This is a genomic window from Synechococcus sp. H55.10 (genome assembly GCF_047502715.1).
In the GTDB taxonomy this organism is placed as follows: domain Bacteria; phylum Cyanobacteriota; class Cyanobacteriia; order Thermostichales; family Thermostichaceae; genus Thermostichus.
Genome location: NZ_JANSJJ010000079.1, coordinates 26,984 through 46,722 on the forward strand (window position 1 = coordinate 26,984; position 19,739 = coordinate 46,722).

Genomic DNA, 19,739 nt, shown 5'->3' on the forward strand with positions numbered 1-19,739 from the left:
GAGGGGCCGGGGGTGAGGGACGCTCAGGGAGAGGGGCCGGGGGTGAGGGGCAAACTCAAACCGAGAAGCCTCAGCAGGCGTTTTAATAGCGAGATTGGAAATTGCGCCGCCGCTCGCCGCCGTTGGCGTTACCAGAGCGGAAGCCTGAGGTGGGGCGTTCTTCTCGCGGGCGAGCCTTGTTGACCTTGAGGTCGCGGCCCATCCATTCTGCGCCATCCAGAGCGGCAATAGCAGCCTGCTCTTCGGCCTCAGAACTCATTTCCACAAACCCAAAACCGCGGATGCGACCTGTCTCCCGGTCGGTGGGGATCTGCACCCGCTTCACAGAACCGTACTCGGCAAAAACAGCGGTCAAATCCGCTTCTGTCACCTTAAAGGAAAGGTTGCCTACATAAATCGACATCGACGATCTCCGAAAGAGAGAGGAACAAAGGGCGAGATATTCGGAGAGCCGTCTGCCAATACAAAACGTGAAAACCCGTCAAGACCAGAAGAACCGAACGCTACAACCGACATTTATCTCGAGTTAATTTTCATCATAACACAGAGATGGGGGATGGTCACTCCCCTTGCACAAAAATAGCAAAATAGCCGGTGCTATTGAGCTCGAGGCTACGCAAGTCGGCTGCCCAGGTCAAGAGCCCCAAAGGAGAGCGCTCCCCGTTGCCCTAGCCCAACTTTTCCAGGCGGGCTTGCAAGAGCTGCATCTGGGCCTCCAGCTCCGCCAGTTGCTCGCGGCTAGCCTGCACCACTTCCGGGTTGGCCCGACTGAGGAAACTGGGGTTCTCCAGGCGGGCGCGGATCCCTTGAGCCTCTTTTTCCAGCTTGGCCAGATCTTTTTGCACTTTAGCCCGCAGCGCCTCCACATCCACCAGCCCCGCCAAGGGCACCAGCACCTGCACCGTGCCCACTACGGCAGCCGCCACCTGCTTGGGCTCCGTGGCCAGGGATCCCGTAATTTCTAGGGACTCGGCCTTGGCCAGATCGCGGATGTAGGCTTGAGCGGCGGTGAGGATCCGCTGCTCGTCGGGATCCTCGGTAACCAGCAGAGCCGTGATGGTTTGATGGGGCTTAAGGCCAGCCTCTGCCCGCAGGTTGCGCAAGCTGCTGATGGTCTGGATCACCAGGCCGAACTCCCGCTCCAGTTGAGGGTCAACCCAGTTAGGGTCAGGGGCGGGATAGGGCTGGACGGAGATGGAGGTGGTTTGGTTGGCCTGGGTGAGGAGCTGCCAGACTTCTTCGGTGATATGGGGCATCCAGGGGTGCAGCAGCCGGAGGATGGTCTCCAGCACAGTGGCCAACACCTGCTGTGCCGTGCGCTTGGAGGTCGGGTCTTCTCCCCGCAGCCGCGGCTTGGCCAGCTCGATGTACCAGTCGCAGAAGTCATCCCAAATCAGGGAATACAAGAGCCGCGCCCCCTCGCCCAGGCCGTAGGCTTCCAGCTCTTCGATAACCTGGGTGGCCGTGGAGTGCAGCCGCGACAGGATCCAGCGATCGGCCAGCTCCAGCGCCTCCGGAGCCGGGGATCCCAGTTGGGCGGGGGTCTGCCCCTCCAGGTTCAGGAGCACAAAGCGGGAGGCGTTCCAGATCTTGTTGGCGAAGTTGCGGGCTGCTTCCACGCTGGCGCTCTCGCCGGTCTTGCGGTCGTAGGCCAGGCGGATATCCTGCCCTGCCCCCACCACTTCTTTAACCAGAGCGTAGCGCAGGGCGTCGGTGCCGTATTTGTCCAAAAGCTCGATGGGATCGATGCCGTTGCCCTTGGACTTGGACATTTTCGCCCCCTGCTCGTCCCGCACCAGGCCGTTGATGTAGACATCCTTGAAGGGGATCTGGCCGGTAAACTGCACTCCCATCATGGCCATGCGGGCCACCCAGAAGAAGATAATGTCGAAGCCCGTGGACATGAGGGAATTGGGGTAGTAGCGCTTGAAGTCCTCCGTCTCTTCCGGCCAGCCCAGCGTAGAAAAAGGCCAGAGGGCGGAGCTGAACCAGGTGTCCAGGACGTCGGAATCCTGTTGTACCTGCTCCACGTCGGGGCCGAACTTCTCCCGCGCCTTAGCCCAGGCCTCTTCGGCATTGCGGGCCACCACAAAGGCCTGGGGATCTGCAGGGATCTGGCCGTCGATGACCGGATACCAGGCCGGGATCTGGTGCCCCCACCACAGTTGTCGCGAGATGCACCAGGGGCGCAGCTTCTCCAGCCAGCCGGTGTAAACCTTGGTCCAGCGCTCTGGGATAAAGCGGGGGTTGTGGTGCTCTCGCTCCTCCTGCAAGCAGCGGGCCGCCATGTTGGAAACATCGCAAAACCACTGAATGGAGAGCAGCGGCTCGATGGGCACACCCCCACGGTCGCTGTAGGGCACGCTGTGGGTGTACTCTTCTACCCTCTCCAGCAGGCCGTGCTCGGCAAACCACTGCACCACCTTCTCGCGGGCAACAAAGCGATCCAGGCCGGTGAAGGGATCCCCGTTCTCGTTGAGGGTGCCGTCTTTGTTGAGGATGTTGATCAAGGGCAACTGGTGGCGCCGGCCCATCTCAAAGTCGTTGGGATCGTGGGCTGGGGTAACTTTGACACAGCCGGAGCCAAAGGAGGGATCCACGTACTCGTCGGCGATGATGGGGATAAGGCGATCCTTGATGGGCAGCCGCACAAACTGGCCAATGAGATGGCGGTAGCGCTCGTCTTGCGGGTGGACCGCCACGGCTGTATCCCCCAGCATCGTCTCGGGGCGGGTGGTGGCCACCACCAGGTACTGGCCGGGATCGGCGGCCAAGGGGTAGCGGAAGTGCCAGAGGTGGCCCTTGACCTCTTTGTTGTCCACCTCGATGTCGGAGACTGCCGACTGGGTGGCCGGACACCAGTTGACCAAATACTCGCCCCGATAGATTAGCCCTGCTTCGTGGAGGCGGACAAAGGCTTCCGTAACTGCCCGGCTCAGCCCCTCATCGAGGGTAAAGCGATCCCGCGTCCAGTCCAGCGACAGGCCCAGGCGCCGCAGTTGGCTTTTGATGGTGCCCTGGGATTGCTCCTTCCAGGCCCAGGCCCGCTCCAGAAAAGCCTCGCGGCCCAGGTCAAAGCGGCTCTTGCCCTCCTGGCGCAGTTGGTTTTCCAGGATGGTGTGCACGGCAATGCTGGCATGATCCGTACCGGGCAGCCAGAGGACGTTGTAGCCGCGCATGCGCTTGTAGCGCACCACCACATCCGGCAGGGTAAAGGCAAAGGCATGGCCCATGTGTAGGCTGCCGGTGACGTTGGGCGGGGGCAGCACCATGCTGAAGGCTTCTCCCGGCGCCTTGGGATCCGCTACGTAGAACCCCTTTTCCTCCCAAAAGCGCTGCCACTTCGGCTCGGTCTCAAAGGGGTTGTACTGGCTGGGCAGATGGGCGAGGGCAGGTGCAGCAGTCATGGGGAGAATAGGCCAACGGTTGAGAAGGATGAATCACTTTATAGAGTAGCAGTCTAACCCCTTGCCCTTTGGGGATGGGTAAGGCTGATCCCGATCACCCAGCAGAAAGGCGCTTTGGGCTAAGGTACTGCTATCCTCAGCGTTCAGATGCGGCTCTATGTACAGATCATTGGCGGCAACGGCCCTGATGGTTCTAATGGCTTTATCCGGTAGGATCCCTGCCTTCGCGCAACAAGAGTGGTGGAAACACTCAAAAGACGACATCCTGCTTTGTTATGGGCAGCCCGTCGATCCAGCCTCTCTACTGGGTTTTGAGGCTTGCTTGAGTGCCCGCAGCCACCCTGATGAACAATCCCGGCTGGTAGGACTGTATTTTGTTCCGTACAGCGATTACGCCTTTTGCTTCGCAGGTACAGAGAAGCTCAATAGCTTAGAGTGGACTCTTGTGGGTCGAAGTGGAGAGTTCGTGTTTGGCCTAGATCGCCCTCTGGCCCCTTCTGAACTAGAAGGGGAGACCCCTTGGATTATCCAGCGAAAAGCCCGCATTCTCGATATGGAGGGGGATCCTGCCGCCGGTTTCAGCCAACTGGTGGTTTACGACGAAACCGAGTTGAATCTGAAGGGGTTTGCCATAGTGATTGCGCCGCCAGGGTACTTTGGGGATTCCATTTTGCCAGAAGTGTTTTTGGAGCGGCCCGAATGCCAGGCAATTTTAAATTGAGGGCCTTACACATACCGGGCGAGTTCAAAGAATCGCTACTGCTTCAGGACAGTGGGCAGGTCCTTCCCTGTTGGCAGATGCCCATAGAGCCAAGCGAAAAGCAAAGACAAACTGATGAATCGCTTGCCCATCTGCAGGAACTCAAAGGGGAGTTGTCGACACTCATTGAAAAGTGTCAACAAAAGTTTTCTGAGCAAGAGAAAAGTTCTTCTTGCACTATCTTTCAACAACAGCTCGATAACTCATGACAAGAGAACCCCTTGCACCATTTTTTGCTAATGCTTGGCAGCCCTTATGCCCAAAAAGTGGGGAGCAAGGGATCCCGGTTCAACTGATTACCCTGAAGAGCCTGCTGTTCCCTCGAGCTTTGGCACAACTGGATGCGGACAGCAGCTACGCGTTTTGTCGGGATCCCGTTTGTCCTGTTGTTTATTTTTCTGAGCAAGGTCAAAGCTTTGGGGTTGACGACCTCAAGGTGCCAGTCTTTCAAAAAGAAAGTGGCGAGGACGTGCCCGTCTGCTACTGTTTTGCATGGACCCGCAGGCGCATTCGGCAAGAGCTGCAGGGATCCAAAACACCCCAGGCCATTCTTGCCGAGATTGCCGCCCACATCAAAGCCAGGCGCTGCGGCTGCCAGGTCAACAACCCCCAGGGGTTTTGCTGTCTGGAAAATGTCAGGCAGGTCATCTTAGAAGTGCAGCAAGAGAAAGTTGGGGAACGAGATAGCTGAAGAGCCAAAAGACCAGAGATTTCTCCGTTTCAAGGGTAGCTTTGGTCGTACCATTCCTACGAGGATTGCGCACAGATTGTCCAACCTTCTAAACGAAAACTTGTGTCTAGAACCTTCTTGGCTGGGGTGGGAATTATCGCAATTATCGGCTGAAATAGGCGTTGAGCCATTCCAGGCATTCCATAAAGTAAAACACTAGAGGTCCGGTAAAGACGTAGCTATCGCCCCGATCCAAAATGCCGCCGTGGCCGGGGATGAGATCCCCGGAGTCTTTGACACCGGCATCCCGCTTCATCAGCGATTCCGTTAGGTCGCCCAACAGGCTCGTTAGCCCAATCAAAAACCCCAGCACGCTGCCGCTCCACCAGCGCCAGGGCCAGTTCAGATAGTAGGCTCCGGCCATGGCCAGGGCCACGCTGGCTGCGACCCCGGCCACGGCCCCTTCCACCGTCTTCTTGGGGCTGAGGAGGGAGAGCTTGGTGCGCCCAAAGGCCCGCCCACAGAGGTAGGCCGCTACATCGGCAGCAATGACACAGCCAATAGCCAACAGCGTAATCCACAGCCCTTCCCCCAGTCCTTGGGAAAAAGACAAAGCCCTGACCCGAATCCAGAAGCTGGGCAACAGCGCGCAGTAAAACAATCCCAAAATCGAGGTGGCAATGTCGGCGATGGTGGCCAGCTTGGGCTTAAAAAGCAGATAAAAGCAGATCACAGAACCGGCCACGATAAAAGCAGGGCTGGTCCACTCCGGCTTAACCTGCTGCAAAATCACCAGCACTTGGCTGGAAAACATGGTGGTGCGCATGGCCGGTGCATTGCCCTTGGCCTGCACCAAGCGAAAGAACTCCAGTTGGGCCAGAAAGACGATTAGCCCCATGGCCGCCGTGAAGTACCAGCCCCCTAGCAGGGTGACCGTCAGGGCAAACAGCACCGCCGCAAAACCGCTAACCCAACGGGCTCCCATAGGCGCACCCCGTCACGTTGGTTGGCCAAATATCTCTTGCCCGCGGCTCCAGGTCGAAGTCCGATCCGAAGGCAGAAGAAGCCCTCATCCTTGCGCTCTTGGTGTTCGGGATTCGCGTCTGCGCGACGAAGTCTTGATGCGGCTGCTGCAAAATGGAAACGCCTCTTGCCCTAGCCCTTCAGTTTAACTCTCCTGGATCTCAAACAACTGCCCTTGGCCCTACAGGGTGGAACTTACGGGCAAGGTGGCAGGCAAATCCCAACAAGCGATCCTTGAGCATGAGATAATAGGCAAACTGCAAAGCTCACTGCTGACCGCCTAGGACATTCCTGACTCGTTGCACTGCAGCATGGTTCAAGAACTTACTTCTCGCTCTACGACTGCTCGCATTTCTGCCCAAGAGGCTCGCCTTCTCTATGAAGACATGGTGCTGGGCCGCCTGTTTGAGGACAAGTGCGCCGAGATGTACTACAAGGGCAAGATGTTCGGCTTTGTGCACCTGTACAACGGCCAAGAGGCTGTTTCCACGGGGGTGATCAAGGCGCTCAAGCCCACCGACTACGTGTGCAGCACCTACCGGGATCACGTGCATGCCCTCAGCGCCGGGATCCCCCCGCGGGCGGTGATGGCGGAGCTGTTCGGCAAGGCCACCGGCTGCAGCAAGGGCCGCGGCGGCTCGATGCACCTGTTCTCGGCGGAGCACAACTTTTTGGGCGGCTATGCCTTTGTGGCCGAGGGGATCCCGGTGGCCACAGGGGCGGCCTTTTCGGCCAAGTACCGCGGCACCGACCAGGTGACAGCCTGCTTCTTTGGGGATGGAGCCTGCAACAACGGCCAGTTCTACGAGTGTCTCAACATGGCCGCCCTCTGGAAGTTGCCCATCCTCTATGTGGTGGAAAACAACTTCTGGGCTATCGGCATGGCCCACAAACGGGCCACTTCAGTAACCGACATCTACCTCAAGGGCCCTGCTTTTGGCATGCCCGGCTACCAAGTGGACGGCATGGACGTGCTGGCGGTGCGAGAGGCTGCCCAACAAGCTATTGCCCGGGCCCGCGCCGGCGAAGGCCCCACCCTGCTGGAGTGCATCACCTATCGTTTCCGGGGCCATTCCCTCGCCGATCCTGACGAGCTGCGCAGCCCGGAAGAAAAAGAGTTCTGGCGGCAGCGGGATCCCATCCAACGACTGGAACGCTACGCATTGGAACACAACTTGATGACCGAGGCAGACTTTCAGGCCATCCACGCCGAGGTTGGCGCTGCGATTGAAGATGCGGTAACCTTTGCCCTCGAAAGCCCAGAGCCCACCCTGGACGAGCTACATCGCTTTGTGTTTGCCGAAGACGAATAGATCCAGGGCAAACCCCAGCTACAAAAGGCCGCCGATCTGTTTCCAGCCTGTTCCGACGGATTACAGGCAGGGCTGGCTCTTTTGAGCTGAGGGATCCTGCCGACCCCGAAAAGGGTGTGAAGGCATCAGCGACCCACCTGAGCCCAGCAACCCTCGAGGATCCTCAATGCTTAACATCGGGAAACCCTTCCAGAGATCTGCGCAATAGAGCAGCCTTTTTTGTAAATATCACTTCCCATTTGTTTACATAGCTTCATATCATTGAGGTATTGAGCATGAGTATTTATTCCTGGTCATGAGCAATCCTCTTGAGTTTCCTTGGCTGTCGGCCCTGGTGCTCTTGCCGCTGCTGGCAGCCTTTGGGATCCCTTTGATCCCTCAGAGCCGTTGGGCGCGTTGGTATGCCCTCGCTGTGGGGGCTTTTGATTTGGGTCTGATGGTCTATGTCTTTGCGCGGCACTACGACCTGCAGGATTTTTCGCTGCAACTGGCGGAGCGCTACGCCTGGGTGCCCCAGATCGGGTTTCACTGGTCGCTGGCGGTGGATGGCCTGTCCTTTCCGCTGGTGTTGCTCTCGGGCTTGATTACGACCCTGTCGATCGGGGCGGCTTGGAATCTCACCCACAAGCCGCGTTTGTTTTTCTTCCTGCTGCTGCTGATGTACGGCGCCCAGGTGGGCGTGTTCCTGGCGCAGGATCTGCTCCTGTTCTTCTTGATGTGGGAGATCGAGCTGGTGCCGGTCTATCTGCTGATTGCCATTTGGGGTGGGCCGCAGCGCCAGTACGCCGCCACCAAGTTCATCCTCTACACCGCTGCCGCCTCTATTTTTATTCTGGTGGGATCCCTGGCGATGGCCTTCTACGGCGAGGGCTTTAGCTTGGAGATGGCAGAGCTGAGCGCAAAATCCTACCCGCTGGCACTGCAGATCTTGGTGTATGCGGCTTTCCTGATTGCCTTTGGGGTGAAGCTGCCGATTTTTCCAGTTCACACCTGGCTGCCGGATGCTCATAGCGAAGCCTCGGCGCCCATTTCCATGATCCTGGCCGGGGTGCTGCTCAAGATGGGGGGCTACGGCCTCATCCGCCTGAACGTGGGCATCTTGTCGGAGGCCCATGTGTACTTTGCCCCGGTGCTGGCGGTGTTGGGCACGGTGAACATCATCTACGGGGCGCTGGCCGCCTTTGGGCAAAACCACCTCAAGCGGCGCTTGGCCTATTCGTCCATTGCCCATATGGGCTTTGTGTTGATCGGGATCTCTGCCTTCACGGAGTTGGGCATCAACGGCGCCCTCTTGCAAATGATCTCCCACGGTCTGATCGCTGCAGTTTTGTTCTTCCTGACAGGGATCACCTACGAGCGCACCCATACCCTTGCCCTCGACAAGTTGGGCGGGTTGGCCAAGCAAATGCCAAAGGCTTTTGCCCTGTTTACAGCAGGATCCCTGGCCTCGTTGGCGCTACCCGGGATGAGCGGATTTGTGGGTGAGCTGACGGTGTTCTTGGGCTTGATCACCAGCGATGCCTATGCGCCGACCTTCAAGGCAGGAATTGCTCTGCTGGCGGCAGTGGGCATTATTCTGACGCCCATTTACTTGCTCTCTATGCTGCGGCAGGTGTTCTACGGGGCTCAGGATCCCGGCTTGGTGTTGGAAGACTACCTGGGGGATCTGCGCCCGCGAGAAATGGCGGTGGCTCTCTGTCTGCTGTTGCCGATTCTCGGCATTGGCCTCTACCCGCGGCTGGCTACCCAAACCTACGATGTTACGACGGTGGCGGTAGCTGCTCAGTTGCGCAGTGTGTTGGCAACTGAAATTGTGCAGCGGCCTTTCTTGCCGGTGCAACCGGCCCAGGTGGCGGCTCTGACCCTGGAAGATTGAAACGGGGTCAAGACCTCGGTTGTTCTCTATCCCTCAATTAGCCCAGAAGAGCTGGTGTTCGAGGAGCAACTCGACTCAACCTTCAGCTCTTCTTTTTGTTTTTTTAAGCTTCTTTTAAGTTTTAAGGTTGGATTTAGGATTGGGGATGCTCCTGGGCTGGGATTTTCCGATGGTTGATTGTTCTTGGGCTGCCAATCCTAGCGGTGATCGGTACGAATGGAGTTCTGCTCCATCAGGTTTAGCTGCACCACCAACCACCAGAGGGTTACATCCGAATAGGTCGCCCGCCGCTTGAGCCGAGAAATGGAGTGTACCGGGTTTTGGCTGTCGATCATCCACTCCGAAGCGATGATTTGGCCACGTTGCTGAGCATTCATGGTTTCTCCCTCCGCTCGCCAACTGCTCAATACTTAGGATGGCTAATACCCAGAATGGCCAATTTGCACGGGAGTGTGTGAAAAAATATATTACACAGGCATCTCCAAAGTCGGCTAACTTTCTTAGCAATAGGGATCTCATCAGCTGCTGGGTTGCCGATTCGCCGTCCGGGAACGAGAAAAACCTTGTAAAAAGGGCAAAATATTGGCTGAGTGGATCCCCTCTATCTTCACAAGTCTTAAAACCGGAAAGATCCCATCTCTCTACTGGCCTGAAGGTCTGGGTTCTACTTCTGTTTGCCAACCTTTATAGCAGCAACCCTTGAGAAGTCCAAAACAACGATGAGAGCCAAGGCCACCTCCCCCCAGCCCGCCGCTGCTTTTGCAGAAGTGGTGGAGGCCAACACCACAACCTTTGTGGCCCAGTGCTTCGAGCCGGAACGCTTGACCTTCCCGCCTATGCCTGCTCTCGGCAGTTGGACGCGCTCCCAAGACGAGGAGACCGGCAACCCGATCTATGGAGTGGTTTGCTATGCCGCCATTGCGCCCATCGACACGATTCACCGCACCCGAGCTTTGGGTCTTTCCCCTGAGGAGTTGCGGGAGCAGCAGCCTCAAATTTTCGCCATGTTGCGCACCGATTTCCGCGCGGCCATTGTCGGCTTTGTCAGTGGGGGGCGGGTCTACCAGTACCTGCCGCCACGCCCTCCCCAGATTCACCAGCCAGTTTATCTCTGCTCCGATACAGAGGTCAGGGAGTTTTGCCGCTCTTTCGAGTTTTTGCGTACTCTGCTACGGGTCAACGGGATCCCGACCGATGAGCTGGTGGCTGCCGTGATTCGCCAGACTTACCGAATCCTGAACTGGGATCGCAACTGGCTTTTACAGGCAGGTCGGCAGTTAAGCTCGCTGTTGCGGGACGATTACGAGCATCTCAGCGCGATTTTACGAAAGATTGAAGTATAGGCGAAGAAATGTTGAGAATGGCCTTGGATCCTTCTTGAGTCGAGCTAGAGGGTGATAATCTGAGGCAGTTTGCTGTGGGATGTGTTCCTTTTGTATCCTCTTTCCGCTGTAAAAATGTTTAACAAATTCAATTCTTCTGATAAGCCCTCTAAAGGCAATTGGGCAGGCCGCACCTTTTCTGCTGCTGCGGGCGCTGTAGTGGCAGCCGGTGTTTGCATTGCCCACGGTCAGCCGGCTCATGTGTCGCTGTGGGTGGCCTGTTGCGCGACCGTATTTACCCTTGTTTTGGATGAGATGGGCTGGATTTAGGCTCAGTATCAATCGGCTTTGGGTTGTGCTGCATTGAGAAACCGGACTAAAGCAGAGATCAACCACTAGGAAATCTCAAATAGAGCTCCCTGCCCATCTGGGCTTGCGGCTTAGGTGAAGGGATCCCTTCATCCTGCTTCGCGGGCTGCCCGCACCAACAATCCTGCTGTGATCAGCCCTGCCAAAATAGAGCTGCCGCCATGGCTGAACAAAGGCAGGGGCACACCTGTGGTGGGCAGGATCCCGGTGACCACGCCGATATTCATTAGCGACTGCCCCACCAAAAACATCAGGCAGCCGCAGGCTACCAGGCGAATGGGCAACTCTCGGCAGCGACCCATCACCCGCCAGCCCAGCAGGGTATAGAAGGTCAGCAGCCCCAGAAAGAACAGGGATCCGGCCAAGCCGAACTCCTCTGCGTACACCGAGAAGATGAAGTCGGTGTATTGGATGGGCAGATAAAACAGCTTTTGCTGGGAAAGGCCATACCCCTTGCCCCACAGGCCGCCAGAGCCAATGGCCAACAGGCTTTGCACCAACTGGTAGCCATCCCCTTGGGCATTGCCCCAGGGATCCAAAAAAGCCAGGATGCGCCGCCGTTGGTAGTCTTTGCTGAGAATGCTGGCCACGGTTGCCAGAATCCCCAGCCCCGCTGTAGCCAGAAGGGAGAAAGCTGGGATCCCGGCAGCCCAAGCCATGACCCAGAGGGTAAGGCCACAAATGGCCGTGGTGCCCAGGTTGGGCTGGGCGAGGATCCCCAAGAGGGCAAAGGCGAAGATGCCCACCCACAAGACGCGGAACCAGAGCGGGTGGTGAAACCAGCGGCCAAAGACCCAGGCTCCCTGCAACACCAACAGGGGCTTGAGCAATTCGGAAGGCTGGATAATCGGGATCACCTTTAAGTCCAGCCAGCGGCTGGCCTCCAGGCGGGAAACCCCCAGCCCCGGCACTTGGGTGGCCCACACCAAGCCAACTCCCACCAAGCAGAGGATCCCGGCCCAGGGGAACCAGCGCCGCAAGGGGATCCGCACCAGAGCCGAAAAGCAACTCAGCCCCAGCCCGGCCCAGACCAATTGGCGCCTGAAAAAGTAGAGGCCATCGCCACTGATCCGCTGAGCCACGGGGTAGGAAGCAGAAAACAGCATCATCAGCCCCAGAGCCAGCCAGACCAGGGTGAGCCAGCGCAGCCAGCGAGCTTCAGCATTCCAGGGATCCCTGGAGGGCTTGGCAGCAGGCTCGGAAATGGTTGCCACGGTGTTCAAAGCTGGAGTACTGGTCGAAACTGGCGCAGGCGGGAGACAGCAAAACGGTGATGGGTTGAGCAGGGGCTCCGTCCCGCTGACGCGAGAGGGAACAGGCCGCTGCCAAGGCCCTTTCCACAGCTAGATCTAGGGTTGGCACGAGCTCAACGTCAGTATAGTGGATCCCCTTGAGGGCCGCGGCCAGAGTGGGGCCAGCCTCTCCAATCAGCAGCACCCGCGCCACCTTGGCCCGAATCAACTGCAGCCAGGCGGCGGGATCCCCCTGCTTGGCCCTTCCCCCGGCAATCAAAACAATGGGTGGGGGGAGGGCGTTGAGCGCCACCCAGCCGGCCTCGTAGTTGGTGGCCTTGCTGTCGTTGACGAAGCGGATGAGGGTGGATCCCATCTGGATTTGCGCCACCCGCTCCAGCCGATGGGGCATGCCGGCAAAGGATCGGATGGCTTTTTGAATGGCGGCGTTGGGGATCCCGGCCAGACGCGCTGCTGCTGCCGCCAAGAGCAGGTTTTGCAGATTGTGTTGGCCGGGGCAGCGTTCTGCAAAGTCTCCCAACTCCGCCACCGCTTCCCCCTGGATATAGAGGCGGCTTTCCCGCAGGTCAACGAATGCAGTGGGATCCCGTTGTCCAGCAACAAGGGAAATCCAATAGGTGTTTTCCCAGTCCTGTCGGCGGCGGCACAGGTAGGGATCCTCGCCATTCACGACCCGCCACTGGGCCCGATCCAAGAGGCGAGCCTTGAAGCCGGCATAGCGCTCCAGCGTCCCGTGCCGTTCCAAGTGATCGGGAGTGAAGGTGGTCCACACCCCAATGCGCGGCGGCCCCCCAGGCGTACTGCTCATGAGGCGGCTGCTGGCTTCCAACTGATAGCTGCTCAGCTCCGCCACGATCCAATCCGGCTCTAGCTTTCCCTGGAGCGTTTCCAAAGCCACCTGAGAGAGGGGAAGGCCGATATTGCCGCAGGGGATCCCTTCTAGCCCCGCGGCTTTGAACATCTCCGCCACCAGCGCCGTGGTGGTGCTTTTGCCGTTGGTGCCGGTGATCCCCACCCAAGGCAGGTGCTCAAGGTAGCGCCAGGCCAGCTCCGCTTCCCCCACCACCTCGATCCCCTGTTGACGCGCCGCCTGCAGCAGCGGGTGATCCCAGGCAATGCCCGGACTGACCACCACCTGCTCCACTCCTGTTGCCAGTTGAAAAGGCTCCCCCAGCCGAACGGGGATCCCTTCCTGGCTCAACTCGGCCTGCCGCTGCCGCAGGAGAGGGGACTCTTGCTCATCCCAAACCAGCACTTCATACCCTTGGGCCCGCAACAGTCGCGCTGCCGCCAGCCCCGCAATACCCAGCCCCAAAACCTGATGGCCCACGTTGGTTTCCCCATCATCCCCCTAGGTCTGGATCTTACAATGGCTACATCCACCACCCTCTTCTTCTCTCTCACATAACGCTTTCTCAAGGGATCCCGATGGCCGGCGTGAGGTTTGGCATTGTTGTTTTTCCCGGGTCTAATTGCGACCGAGACGTAGCCTGGGTGGCCCGCAGCCTTTGCGGCTGCCCAACGCGGTTGATCTGGCACCGGGAGACGGATTTGTCAGGGCTGGATGTGGTGGTGCTGCCGGGGGGCTTCAGCTACGGGGATTATTTGCGTTGCGGGGCCATCGCCCGCTTTGCGCCGGTGATGGGATCCCTGGCCGAGCATGTGGCGCGGGGGGGCTATGTCTTGGGCATTTGCAACGGCTTCCAGATCTTGACAGAAGCCGGCCTGCTGCCGGGGGCGCTGGTGCGCAACGCCAACCTGCACTTTATCTGCGACCGGGTGGGGATCCGCGTGGAACGGCAGGATCTCCTGTGGACAAGGGCCTACCCTGGCGGAGCCACCCTGACCCTGCCCATTGCCCATGGAGAAGGCCGCTACACCTGCGATGCCGACACCCTCAAGCAGTTGCAAGACAGGGGGCAGATCGTCTTTCGCTATGCTCCGGTCGCGCCCAACGGCTCGGTGGATAACATTGCCGGCATTTGCGATCCCAGCGGTCGCATCCTCGGCCTGATGCCCCACCCGGAGCGGGCGGCAGATCCCGATTTGCCAGGGCAGGATGGGATCCCTTTCTGGCAGTCCATCGTAACCAGTCTTGCCAGTTGACTAGAACTGCTGGGCCTGCAACAACACCTGGCGCACTTGGTTCACCATCTCCTCGTGATCCACCACCGGCTTGGCGATGTAGCCATCGGCCCCGCTCTGGGCCAAAAAGGCCTCGCGGTCGCCCCGCATGGCGTGGGCCGTCACCAAAATGATGGGAATGGAGCGGCTTTTGGGATCCCCCTTCAGCAGTTGGGCAATGCGGATCCCGTCTACTGCCTCGCCGCGAAAGGTGCTTTGAGAGAGGGAGACATCCAGCAAAATCACGTCCACCTCGCGCGCCTGCGCCAGCCGTAGGATTTCCTCCACATCCTGGCTGTGAAAGACCTCAAACCCGCCTCGCCGCCGCAACACTTTGTCGAAAACGCGGGCGTTAATTGGATCGTCTTCCACCAGCAGCACTGTTGCCATCGCTAACCTAAAGTTGACTTAGTTGCGAACTCAAGCCCCGGCAATCCCCATAGTTCTGGAAACCATCCCGAAGCAATTCTAGCGATCCTATTTGAGCAGTGGGCCAAGGGCTCCCCCTCTAAGATACTGATAGCAATCTCAATAAAGCAGCACCAGCAGCTACCCCCTCTGCCAGCAGGAGAGGACAGCTACCGTTTTGAAAACAGCTTTGCTGGGTTGCCTGGGGGATACTCTACCAGCCTGGAACCGAGCGCCATCTGAAAACAAAACAAGGCCGGGGATTTTTCCGGCCTTGTACGGGGTACAACTGCCGTCTCTTTGGGCCGCCTCAATCCGCTAACGCCCTCGGCAAGCCGACAACAGCAGCCCCTAGCGCAGATTACTTCTTCTGAATCCTAGGAGTTTCGCGAAAGGCGACGGCAAAAAACAGAAGGCCCAAGGTCAAAAACAGAATAAAGGTGTAGGTGATGGCTTCCATACCGACCTCCAAATCAAAATTCTAAGGGGGCTTAATTCCAGATTAGCTTGGAGACGCCAGCACCCCATCTCCCAAGAGAAACAGAGTGCCGACGGTCATCCCGCGAGAAAGCCTTACGCTTCTTGCACCTTGCGCGTGGTGGGATCCCCCACTTTTTGGAAGACACCGAATTCCACCATTTCCTCGCTCATGTTCGGGTCAATACCGGCAAACACATCCCGGAAGAGGGTGCGGGCGCCGTGCCAGATGTGGCCGAAGAAGAACAGCAGCGCAAAGACCGCATGGGCAAAGGTAAACCAACCGCGGGGACTGGTGTGGAAGGTGCCGTCGGCTTTGGGGGTTTCTCGGTCGAACTCGAAGAGCTGACCCAATTGGGCTTGGCGGGCATACTTCTTAACGGTTGCCGGGTCGGTAAACACCTGGCCGTCCAGTTTGCCGCCGTAGAACTCCACGGTCACGCCCACCTGCTCAAAGCTGTAGCGCGACTCGGCCCGGCGGAAGGGAATGTCCGCCCGCACCACGCCATCGGCATCGCGCAAGATGACCGGGAAGGTCTCGAAGAAGTTGGGCATGCGCTGCACCGTCAGCTCTCGCCCTTCGCGATCCCGGAACACCGGGTAGCCCAGCCACTCGATGGCAATGCCGTCTCCCTTGTTCATGGGGCCGGCCCGGAACAGGCCCCCCTTGGCCGGGCTGTTGCCCACGTAATCGTAGAAGAGCAGCGACTTGGGCAGAGAATCGTAGGCCTCACTGCGGGTCATCCCGGCTTCCATAGCCGCATTCACCCGCCGGTTAATCTCCTGGTTGAAATAGCCAGAATCCCATTGGTAGCGAGTAGGGCCAAACAGCTCCACAGGAGTCGTGGCACTGCCATACCACATCGTCCCGGCCACCACAAAACCAGCAAAAAACACCGCGGCAATTGAGCTGGACAGCACCGTCTCGATGTTCCCCATCCGCAGAGCGCGATAGAGGCGCTGGGGTGGGCGTACCGTCAGGTGAAACAAGCCGGCAATAATGCCGACAATGCCAGCAGCAATGTGGTGGGCCACCACACCCCCAGCGTTGTAGGGGTTAAACCCGGCTGGCCCCCATTCGGGTGCTACTGGCTGGACGTGCCCTGTCGTCGCATAGGGATCGCTCACCCACATCCCTGGGCCAAACACCCCCGTCAGGTGAAACGCGCCAAACCCAAAGCAGAGGATCCCCGCCAAGAGCAGGTGGATCCCAAACATTTTCGGCAAGTCCAAGGCCGGCTCGCCGGTACGGGGATCCCGGAACAGCTCCAGATCCCAGTAAACCCAATGCCAACAGGCAGCCAAGAAGAGCAATCCGGACAAAACGATGTGGGCAGTGGCTACCCCTTCAAACGTCCAAAAGCCCGCATTGGCCACGCTCTCGCCGTAGATATTCCAGCCGCCCCAGGAGTTGACCACCCCCAGGCGAACCATGAATGGCATGACAAACATGCCCTGACGCCACATCGGATTCAGGACAGGATCCGATGGATCAAAAATGGCCGTCTCGTAAAGCGCCATCGATCCGGCCCAACCTGCTACCAGAGCGGTATGCATCAGATGCACCGCAATCAGGCGACCTGGGTCATTCAGTACAACCGTATGGACCCGATACCACGGTAGTCCCATAAAGCTCGGTCCTCCACGTTCTCCAACACTTACGCAATATCCAGTCAAACCATTAAGCCGACATCTTCACCTGGGATCCTGACCTGAGCAGTTTCTTCAGGGTCGAGGAGTGCCGCACCCGCTTGAGCCAACGAGCGCACCCAAGGGGGATATCGCTCTCAGAATTTCTATCACGGGCATCAAACAGTATAACGAAACGCTACCGACCTGAGCGGCTTCAGCCAGGATGCCGTCTTATTTGGCATCATCTTCCCAGATCTCTCGCCGGAGATTAAAAATATGACTTAAAATGTAACAATACTTAGCAAACGCCGGTACTTCCCTGGCTCAGTCTGAAAGTGTCGTGGTTTCTGGCAAGGATATGGCAACGATTCGCTTTGTCAACGAGAATCGAGAGGTCGTCGTCGCGGAAGGCGCTAACCTGCGCTTGAAGGCGCTGGAGAATCAGATCGACCTCTACAAGATGATGGCCAAGCTGCTCAACTGCGGCGGCAACGGTCAATGTGGCACCTGCGTGGTGGAGATCGTCGAGGGATCCGAGAACCTCTCCCCTCGCACCGAGGCAGAAAACCGCAAGCTCAAGCGCAAACCGGATAGCTACCGCCTCGCCTGCCAGACCAAAGTGCTGGGGGATATTGCCGTCAAAACGAAGCCCTAACGCCCATTTTCTCTTTGGGCAAGCCGTACCTAAAGAGTGGTATGCTGACTGCCAGTTAGGCTTGTGGCAGTTGGAGCTATGGAGACGAATTACCTGGGCATCTTGGCCACTCTCTTGGTCGTTTTGGTGCCCGCCATCTTCCTGGTGATTTTGTACGTGCAAACCTCTAGCAGATCTGGCGGTTGACCCTACTGGCTCAAATCGGGCAAATGGCGTGCCCAAGGCCAGACAAAAAGGAGATCCTCTCGACAGGGAGGATCCCTTTGCTCTTGCAAGCCGGACGAACCAAAGGTACGCAGGTTAACGGCCTCAACCGGCCCGGTCAACCTGTTGCCTGAGCCGCCCTAGCTTGGTCAAATGTTCCTGCAGGCTCATACAAAAATTCAAACAGGTTGCCGTAGGGATCCTTACCGTAGAAAGAGGCAGTGCCATCCCGATGGCTGTGGATTTCTCCTACCCGAATGCCTTGGGATTTCAGGCGCTGGTGCTCTTGCTGGAGCTCCTCCAGGTTATCGAAGACAAAGCCAAAGTGCGGCCCTGCTGCGCGGTAGCCCGGCCCCAATAGCGCCAGCCCATCCTCGCCGGCCTTCATGTAGGCCCAGTCGGGATCCTGCCAGACATTGACCATGCCCAACTTTTGGTAGAACTCCACTGCCTTGGGGATGTCTTCTACCCGGATGGCGACATGCCCGAGTTGCCTAAGTGCCATGGTTCTCTCTCTGCTCAATGGAGCCAACTGCAAGGGTTCTCCTGTAATCCAGCATAGCTTGGGGGAGGAGCCCCTCTCCACTCCCCAGCGAGCAGAGATGGGATCTAATCAATTTCAACCTCATGTCAAGCCAAGGCCAGGCCAACGCTTAGGCTGTTGGCTGGGTGGCCAGGAATCGTTCTAGCTCGCTCAAAGCTTCTGCATCCATTTTGGTTTGCATGGGGCAGAACTTCGGCCCGCACATCGAGCAAAACTCCGCCGTTTTGTAGATATCTGCCGGCAAGGTTTCGTCGTGATATTCGCGCGCCCGCTCTGGATCCAAAGACAACTCAAATTGTCGGTTCCAGTCGAAGTTGTAGCGGGCTCTGGACATTTCGTCATCGCGATCCCTGGCCCCAGGACGGTGGCGGGCAATATCGGCAGCGTGGGCGGCAATTTTGTAGGCAATGAGGCCGTTGCGCACATCCTCGGCATTGGGCAAGCCCAGGTGTTCTTTGGGGGTTACGTAGCAGAGCATCGCTGCCCCGTACCAGCCGGCCAAGGCCGCCCCAATGGCAGAGCTGATGTGGTCATAGCCGGCGGCAATATCGGTTACCAGCGGCCCCAAAACGTAGAAAGGAGCCTCGTCGCACTCCTCCATTTGCTTGCGCACGTTAAACTCAATTTGATCCATCGGCACGTGCCCAGGCCCTTCCACCATCACCTGCACATCGTGTTCCCAGGCCAGGCGGGTCAACTGGCCCAGGGTTTTCAACTCCGCCATCTGGGCCTCGTCAGAAGCATCGTGCAGACATCCGGGCCGCAAGGAATCTCCCAGACTAAAAGAGACATCGTATTTCTTGAAAATCTCGATGATGTCGCGGAAGTGGGTGTAGAGCGGGTTTTGCTTGTGGTGGGCCAACATCCAACGGGCCAGGATCCCGCCTCCGCGAGAGACAATTCCGGTTAGACGGTTGCGCACCAACGGCAAGTGTTGGATCAGGATCCCGGCATGGATGGTCATGTAGTCCACCCCCTGCCGGGCCTGCTTTTCGATGATGTGCAAGATATCCTCTGCCGAGAGTTTTTCGACATGGCCATGCACACTTTCCAGGGCCTGGTAGATCGGCACCGTGCCAATGGGCACCGGAGAAGCTTGGATAATGGCCGTGCGAATTTCGTCCAAGTCGCCGCCGCCGGTGGACAGATCCATAACGGTATCGGCGCCGTATTTGATGGCCAATTTCAGCTTTTCCAGCTCCTCGGCCAACCCAGAGGAAGTGGGGGAAGCGCCGATGTTGGCATTGACTTTGCAGCGGGAGGCGATCCCGATGCACATCGGCTCTAGGTTGGTGTGATGAATATTGGCAGGGATGATCATGCGGCCCCGCGCCACCTCTGAGCGGATCAGCTCCGGTGGCAGGTTTTCCCGCCGAGCCACGTAGTCCATCTCTTCTGTAATCACGCCCTGCCGGGCAAAGTGCATTTGCGTTACATTTGCTTGCCCACGCCGGCGGGCAACCCATTCGCTGCGCATGTTGTCAACTCCAGTGCTCGCTTTCCTACGCTGGTATGACCCAGATCAGGTTCTGAGGATGTAATCTCAGCCTGGGGCAAAACCCCCAGACACTCCTAGCGTGCTGTGATTCTATCACCGAAAGTAAACTACCTGACTCCGACCGCTAAGCGGTACGGAGCGGGCTTTCCGTAGCCCTGCAGTTGGCAAGCCAACCACGGGCCTCTGGGCCGGTTTACAGCGACC

At 58.2% G+C, this 19,739-nt stretch carries 20 protein-coding genes and 1 riboswitch; of the genes, 9 read left to right on the forward strand and 11 right to left on the reverse strand.

Annotated features, from left to right (window positions below; all coding sequences use genetic code 11):
* Positions 1-82 precede the first annotated feature (82 nt).
* Positions 83-403: an RNA recognition motif domain-containing protein gene (locus NW858_RS05790; RefSeq protein WP_414335402.1), complete on the reverse strand. Its 321-nt coding sequence runs from the start codon at positions 401-403 to the stop codon at positions 83-85.
* Positions 404-668: 265 nt separating this feature from the next.
* On the reverse strand, positions 669-3,407 hold the full coding sequence (locus NW858_RS05795) for a valine--tRNA ligase (protein ID WP_414520098.1): 2,739 nt from the start codon (positions 3,405-3,407) through the stop codon (positions 669-671).
* 466 nt (positions 3,408-3,873) lie between these two features.
* Here NW858_RS05795 and NW858_RS05800 point away from each other — a divergent pair, with 466 nt between their 5' ends.
* Complete coding sequence (locus tag NW858_RS05800) at positions 3,874-4,128, forward strand: hypothetical protein (protein WP_414335398.1); 255 nt, start codon at positions 3,874-3,876, stop codon at positions 4,126-4,128.
* Between the two features lie 244 nt (positions 4,129-4,372).
* Entirely contained in the window at positions 4,373-4,858 is a 486-nt protein-coding gene (locus NW858_RS05805; protein WP_414520099.1) for a putative iron-sulfur cluster-binding metallochaperone, read from the forward strand.
* Positions 4,859-5,000: 142 nt separating this feature from the next.
* Here the strand turns inward: NW858_RS05805 and NW858_RS05810 are convergent, their stop codons facing one another.
* A complete protein-coding gene (locus NW858_RS05810) occupies positions 5,001-5,822 on the reverse strand; it encodes a phosphatidate cytidylyltransferase (RefSeq protein ID WP_414337001.1) in 822 nt (273 codons plus the stop codon).
* Between the two features lie 349 nt (positions 5,823-6,171).
* On the opposite strand from NW858_RS05810, the gene pdhA reads away from it, so the two are divergent.
* Together pdhA and NW858_RS05820 are read left to right on the forward strand one after the other, a co-directional pair.
* Positions 6,172-7,173, forward strand: a complete 1,002-nt coding sequence (gene pdhA / locus NW858_RS05815) for a pyruvate dehydrogenase (acetyl-transferring) E1 component subunit alpha (protein ID WP_414335094.1) — start codon at positions 6,172-6,174, stop codon at positions 7,171-7,173.
* A gap of 295 nt (positions 7,174-7,468) precedes the next feature.
* Positions 7,469-9,049 (forward strand): NAD(P)H-quinone oxidoreductase subunit 4, encoded by a 1,581-nt coding sequence (locus NW858_RS05820; RefSeq protein ID WP_414335093.1) that lies wholly within the window; start codon positions 7,469-7,471, stop codon positions 9,047-9,049.
* A gap of 197 nt (positions 9,050-9,246) precedes the next feature.
* Here NW858_RS05820 and NW858_RS05825 read toward each other — a convergent pair whose 3' ends face one another.
* On the reverse strand, positions 9,247-9,426 hold the full coding sequence (locus NW858_RS05825) for a hypothetical protein (RefSeq protein ID WP_414335092.1): 180 nt from the start codon (positions 9,424-9,426) through the stop codon (positions 9,247-9,249).
* Between the two features lie 342 nt (positions 9,427-9,768).
* Here NW858_RS05825 and NW858_RS05830 point away from each other — a divergent pair, with 342 nt between their 5' ends.
* Positions 9,769-10,392 carry a hypothetical protein gene (locus tag NW858_RS05830; protein WP_414335091.1) on the forward strand — a complete coding sequence of 208 codons (624 nt, stop codon included), beginning with the start codon at positions 9,769-9,771 and terminating at the stop codon, positions 10,390-10,392.
* 69 nt (positions 10,393-10,461) lie between these two features.
* Entirely contained in the window at positions 10,462-10,701 is a 240-nt protein-coding gene (locus tag NW858_RS05835) for a hypothetical protein (protein ID WP_414335090.1), read from the forward strand.
* Positions 10,702-10,829: 128 nt separating this feature from the next.
* On the opposite strand, the gene NW858_RS05840 is transcribed toward NW858_RS05835, so the two are convergent.
* Both NW858_RS05840 and murD read right to left on the reverse strand, forming a co-directional pair.
* Positions 10,830-11,954 carry an FtsW/RodA/SpoVE family cell cycle protein gene (locus NW858_RS05840; protein ID WP_414335089.1) on the reverse strand — a complete coding sequence of 375 codons (1,125 nt, stop codon included), beginning with the start codon at positions 11,952-11,954 and terminating at the stop codon, positions 10,830-10,832.
* Positions 11,899-13,323, reverse strand: a complete 1,425-nt coding sequence (gene murD, locus NW858_RS05845) for a UDP-N-acetylmuramoyl-L-alanine--D-glutamate ligase (protein WP_414520100.1) — start codon at positions 13,321-13,323, stop codon at positions 11,899-11,901. The genes NW858_RS05840 and murD overlap by 56 nt, the downstream gene beginning before the upstream one ends.
* Before the next feature lie 98 nt (positions 13,324-13,421).
* On the opposite strand from murD, the gene purQ reads away from it, so the two are divergent.
* The gene (purQ, locus tag NW858_RS05850; protein ID WP_414349026.1) at positions 13,422-14,099 is read left to right on the forward strand and encodes a phosphoribosylformylglycinamidine synthase subunit PurQ; all 678 of its coding nucleotides are present in this window, start codon (positions 13,422-13,424) and stop codon (positions 14,097-14,099) included.
* Here purQ and NW858_RS05855 read toward each other — a convergent pair whose 3' ends face one another.
* From NW858_RS05855 to psbB, 3 genes are all read right to left on the reverse strand, one after another.
* Positions 14,100-14,507: a response regulator gene (locus NW858_RS05855; RefSeq protein WP_414349025.1), complete on the reverse strand. Its 408-nt coding sequence runs from the start codon at positions 14,505-14,507 to the stop codon at positions 14,100-14,102. It lies immediately after the preceding gene.
* Positions 14,508-14,886: 379 nt separating this feature from the next.
* Entirely contained in the window at positions 14,887-14,985 is a 99-nt protein-coding gene (locus NW858_RS05860) for a photosystem II reaction center protein T (protein ID WP_011429542.1), read from the reverse strand.
* 113 nt (positions 14,986-15,098) lie between these two features.
* Positions 15,099-16,631 carry a photosystem II chlorophyll-binding protein CP47 gene (gene psbB / locus NW858_RS05865; protein ID WP_414520101.1) on the reverse strand — a complete coding sequence of 511 codons (1,533 nt, stop codon included), beginning with the start codon at positions 16,629-16,631 and terminating at the stop codon, positions 15,099-15,101.
* A gap of 361 nt (positions 16,632-16,992) precedes the next feature.
* Here psbB and NW858_RS05870 point away from each other — a divergent pair, with 361 nt between their 5' ends.
* Entirely contained in the window at positions 16,993-17,289 is a 297-nt protein-coding gene (locus NW858_RS05870) for a 2Fe-2S iron-sulfur cluster-binding protein (RefSeq protein WP_414335084.1), read from the forward strand.
* Positions 17,290-17,367: 78 nt separating this feature from the next.
* A complete protein-coding gene (gene psbM / locus NW858_RS05875; protein ID WP_414335083.1) occupies positions 17,368-17,475 on the forward strand; it encodes a photosystem II reaction center protein PsbM in 108 nt (35 codons plus the stop codon).
* A gap of 136 nt (positions 17,476-17,611) precedes the next feature.
* Here psbM and NW858_RS05880 read toward each other — a convergent pair whose 3' ends face one another.
* Both NW858_RS05880 and thiC read right to left on the reverse strand, forming a co-directional pair.
* Positions 17,612-17,998, reverse strand: a complete 387-nt coding sequence (locus NW858_RS05880; RefSeq protein WP_414520102.1) for a VOC family protein — start codon at positions 17,996-17,998, stop codon at positions 17,612-17,614.
* Between the two features lie 148 nt (positions 17,999-18,146).
* Positions 18,147-19,514, reverse strand: coding sequence for a phosphomethylpyrimidine synthase ThiC (gene thiC, locus NW858_RS05885; protein ID WP_414520103.1), 1,368 nt, complete (start codon positions 19,512-19,514; stop codon positions 18,147-18,149).
* Between the two features lie 5 nt (positions 19,515-19,519).
* Positions 19,520-19,621: riboswitch (TPP riboswitch) on the reverse strand.
* Between the last annotated feature and the right edge of the window lie 118 nt (positions 19,622-19,739).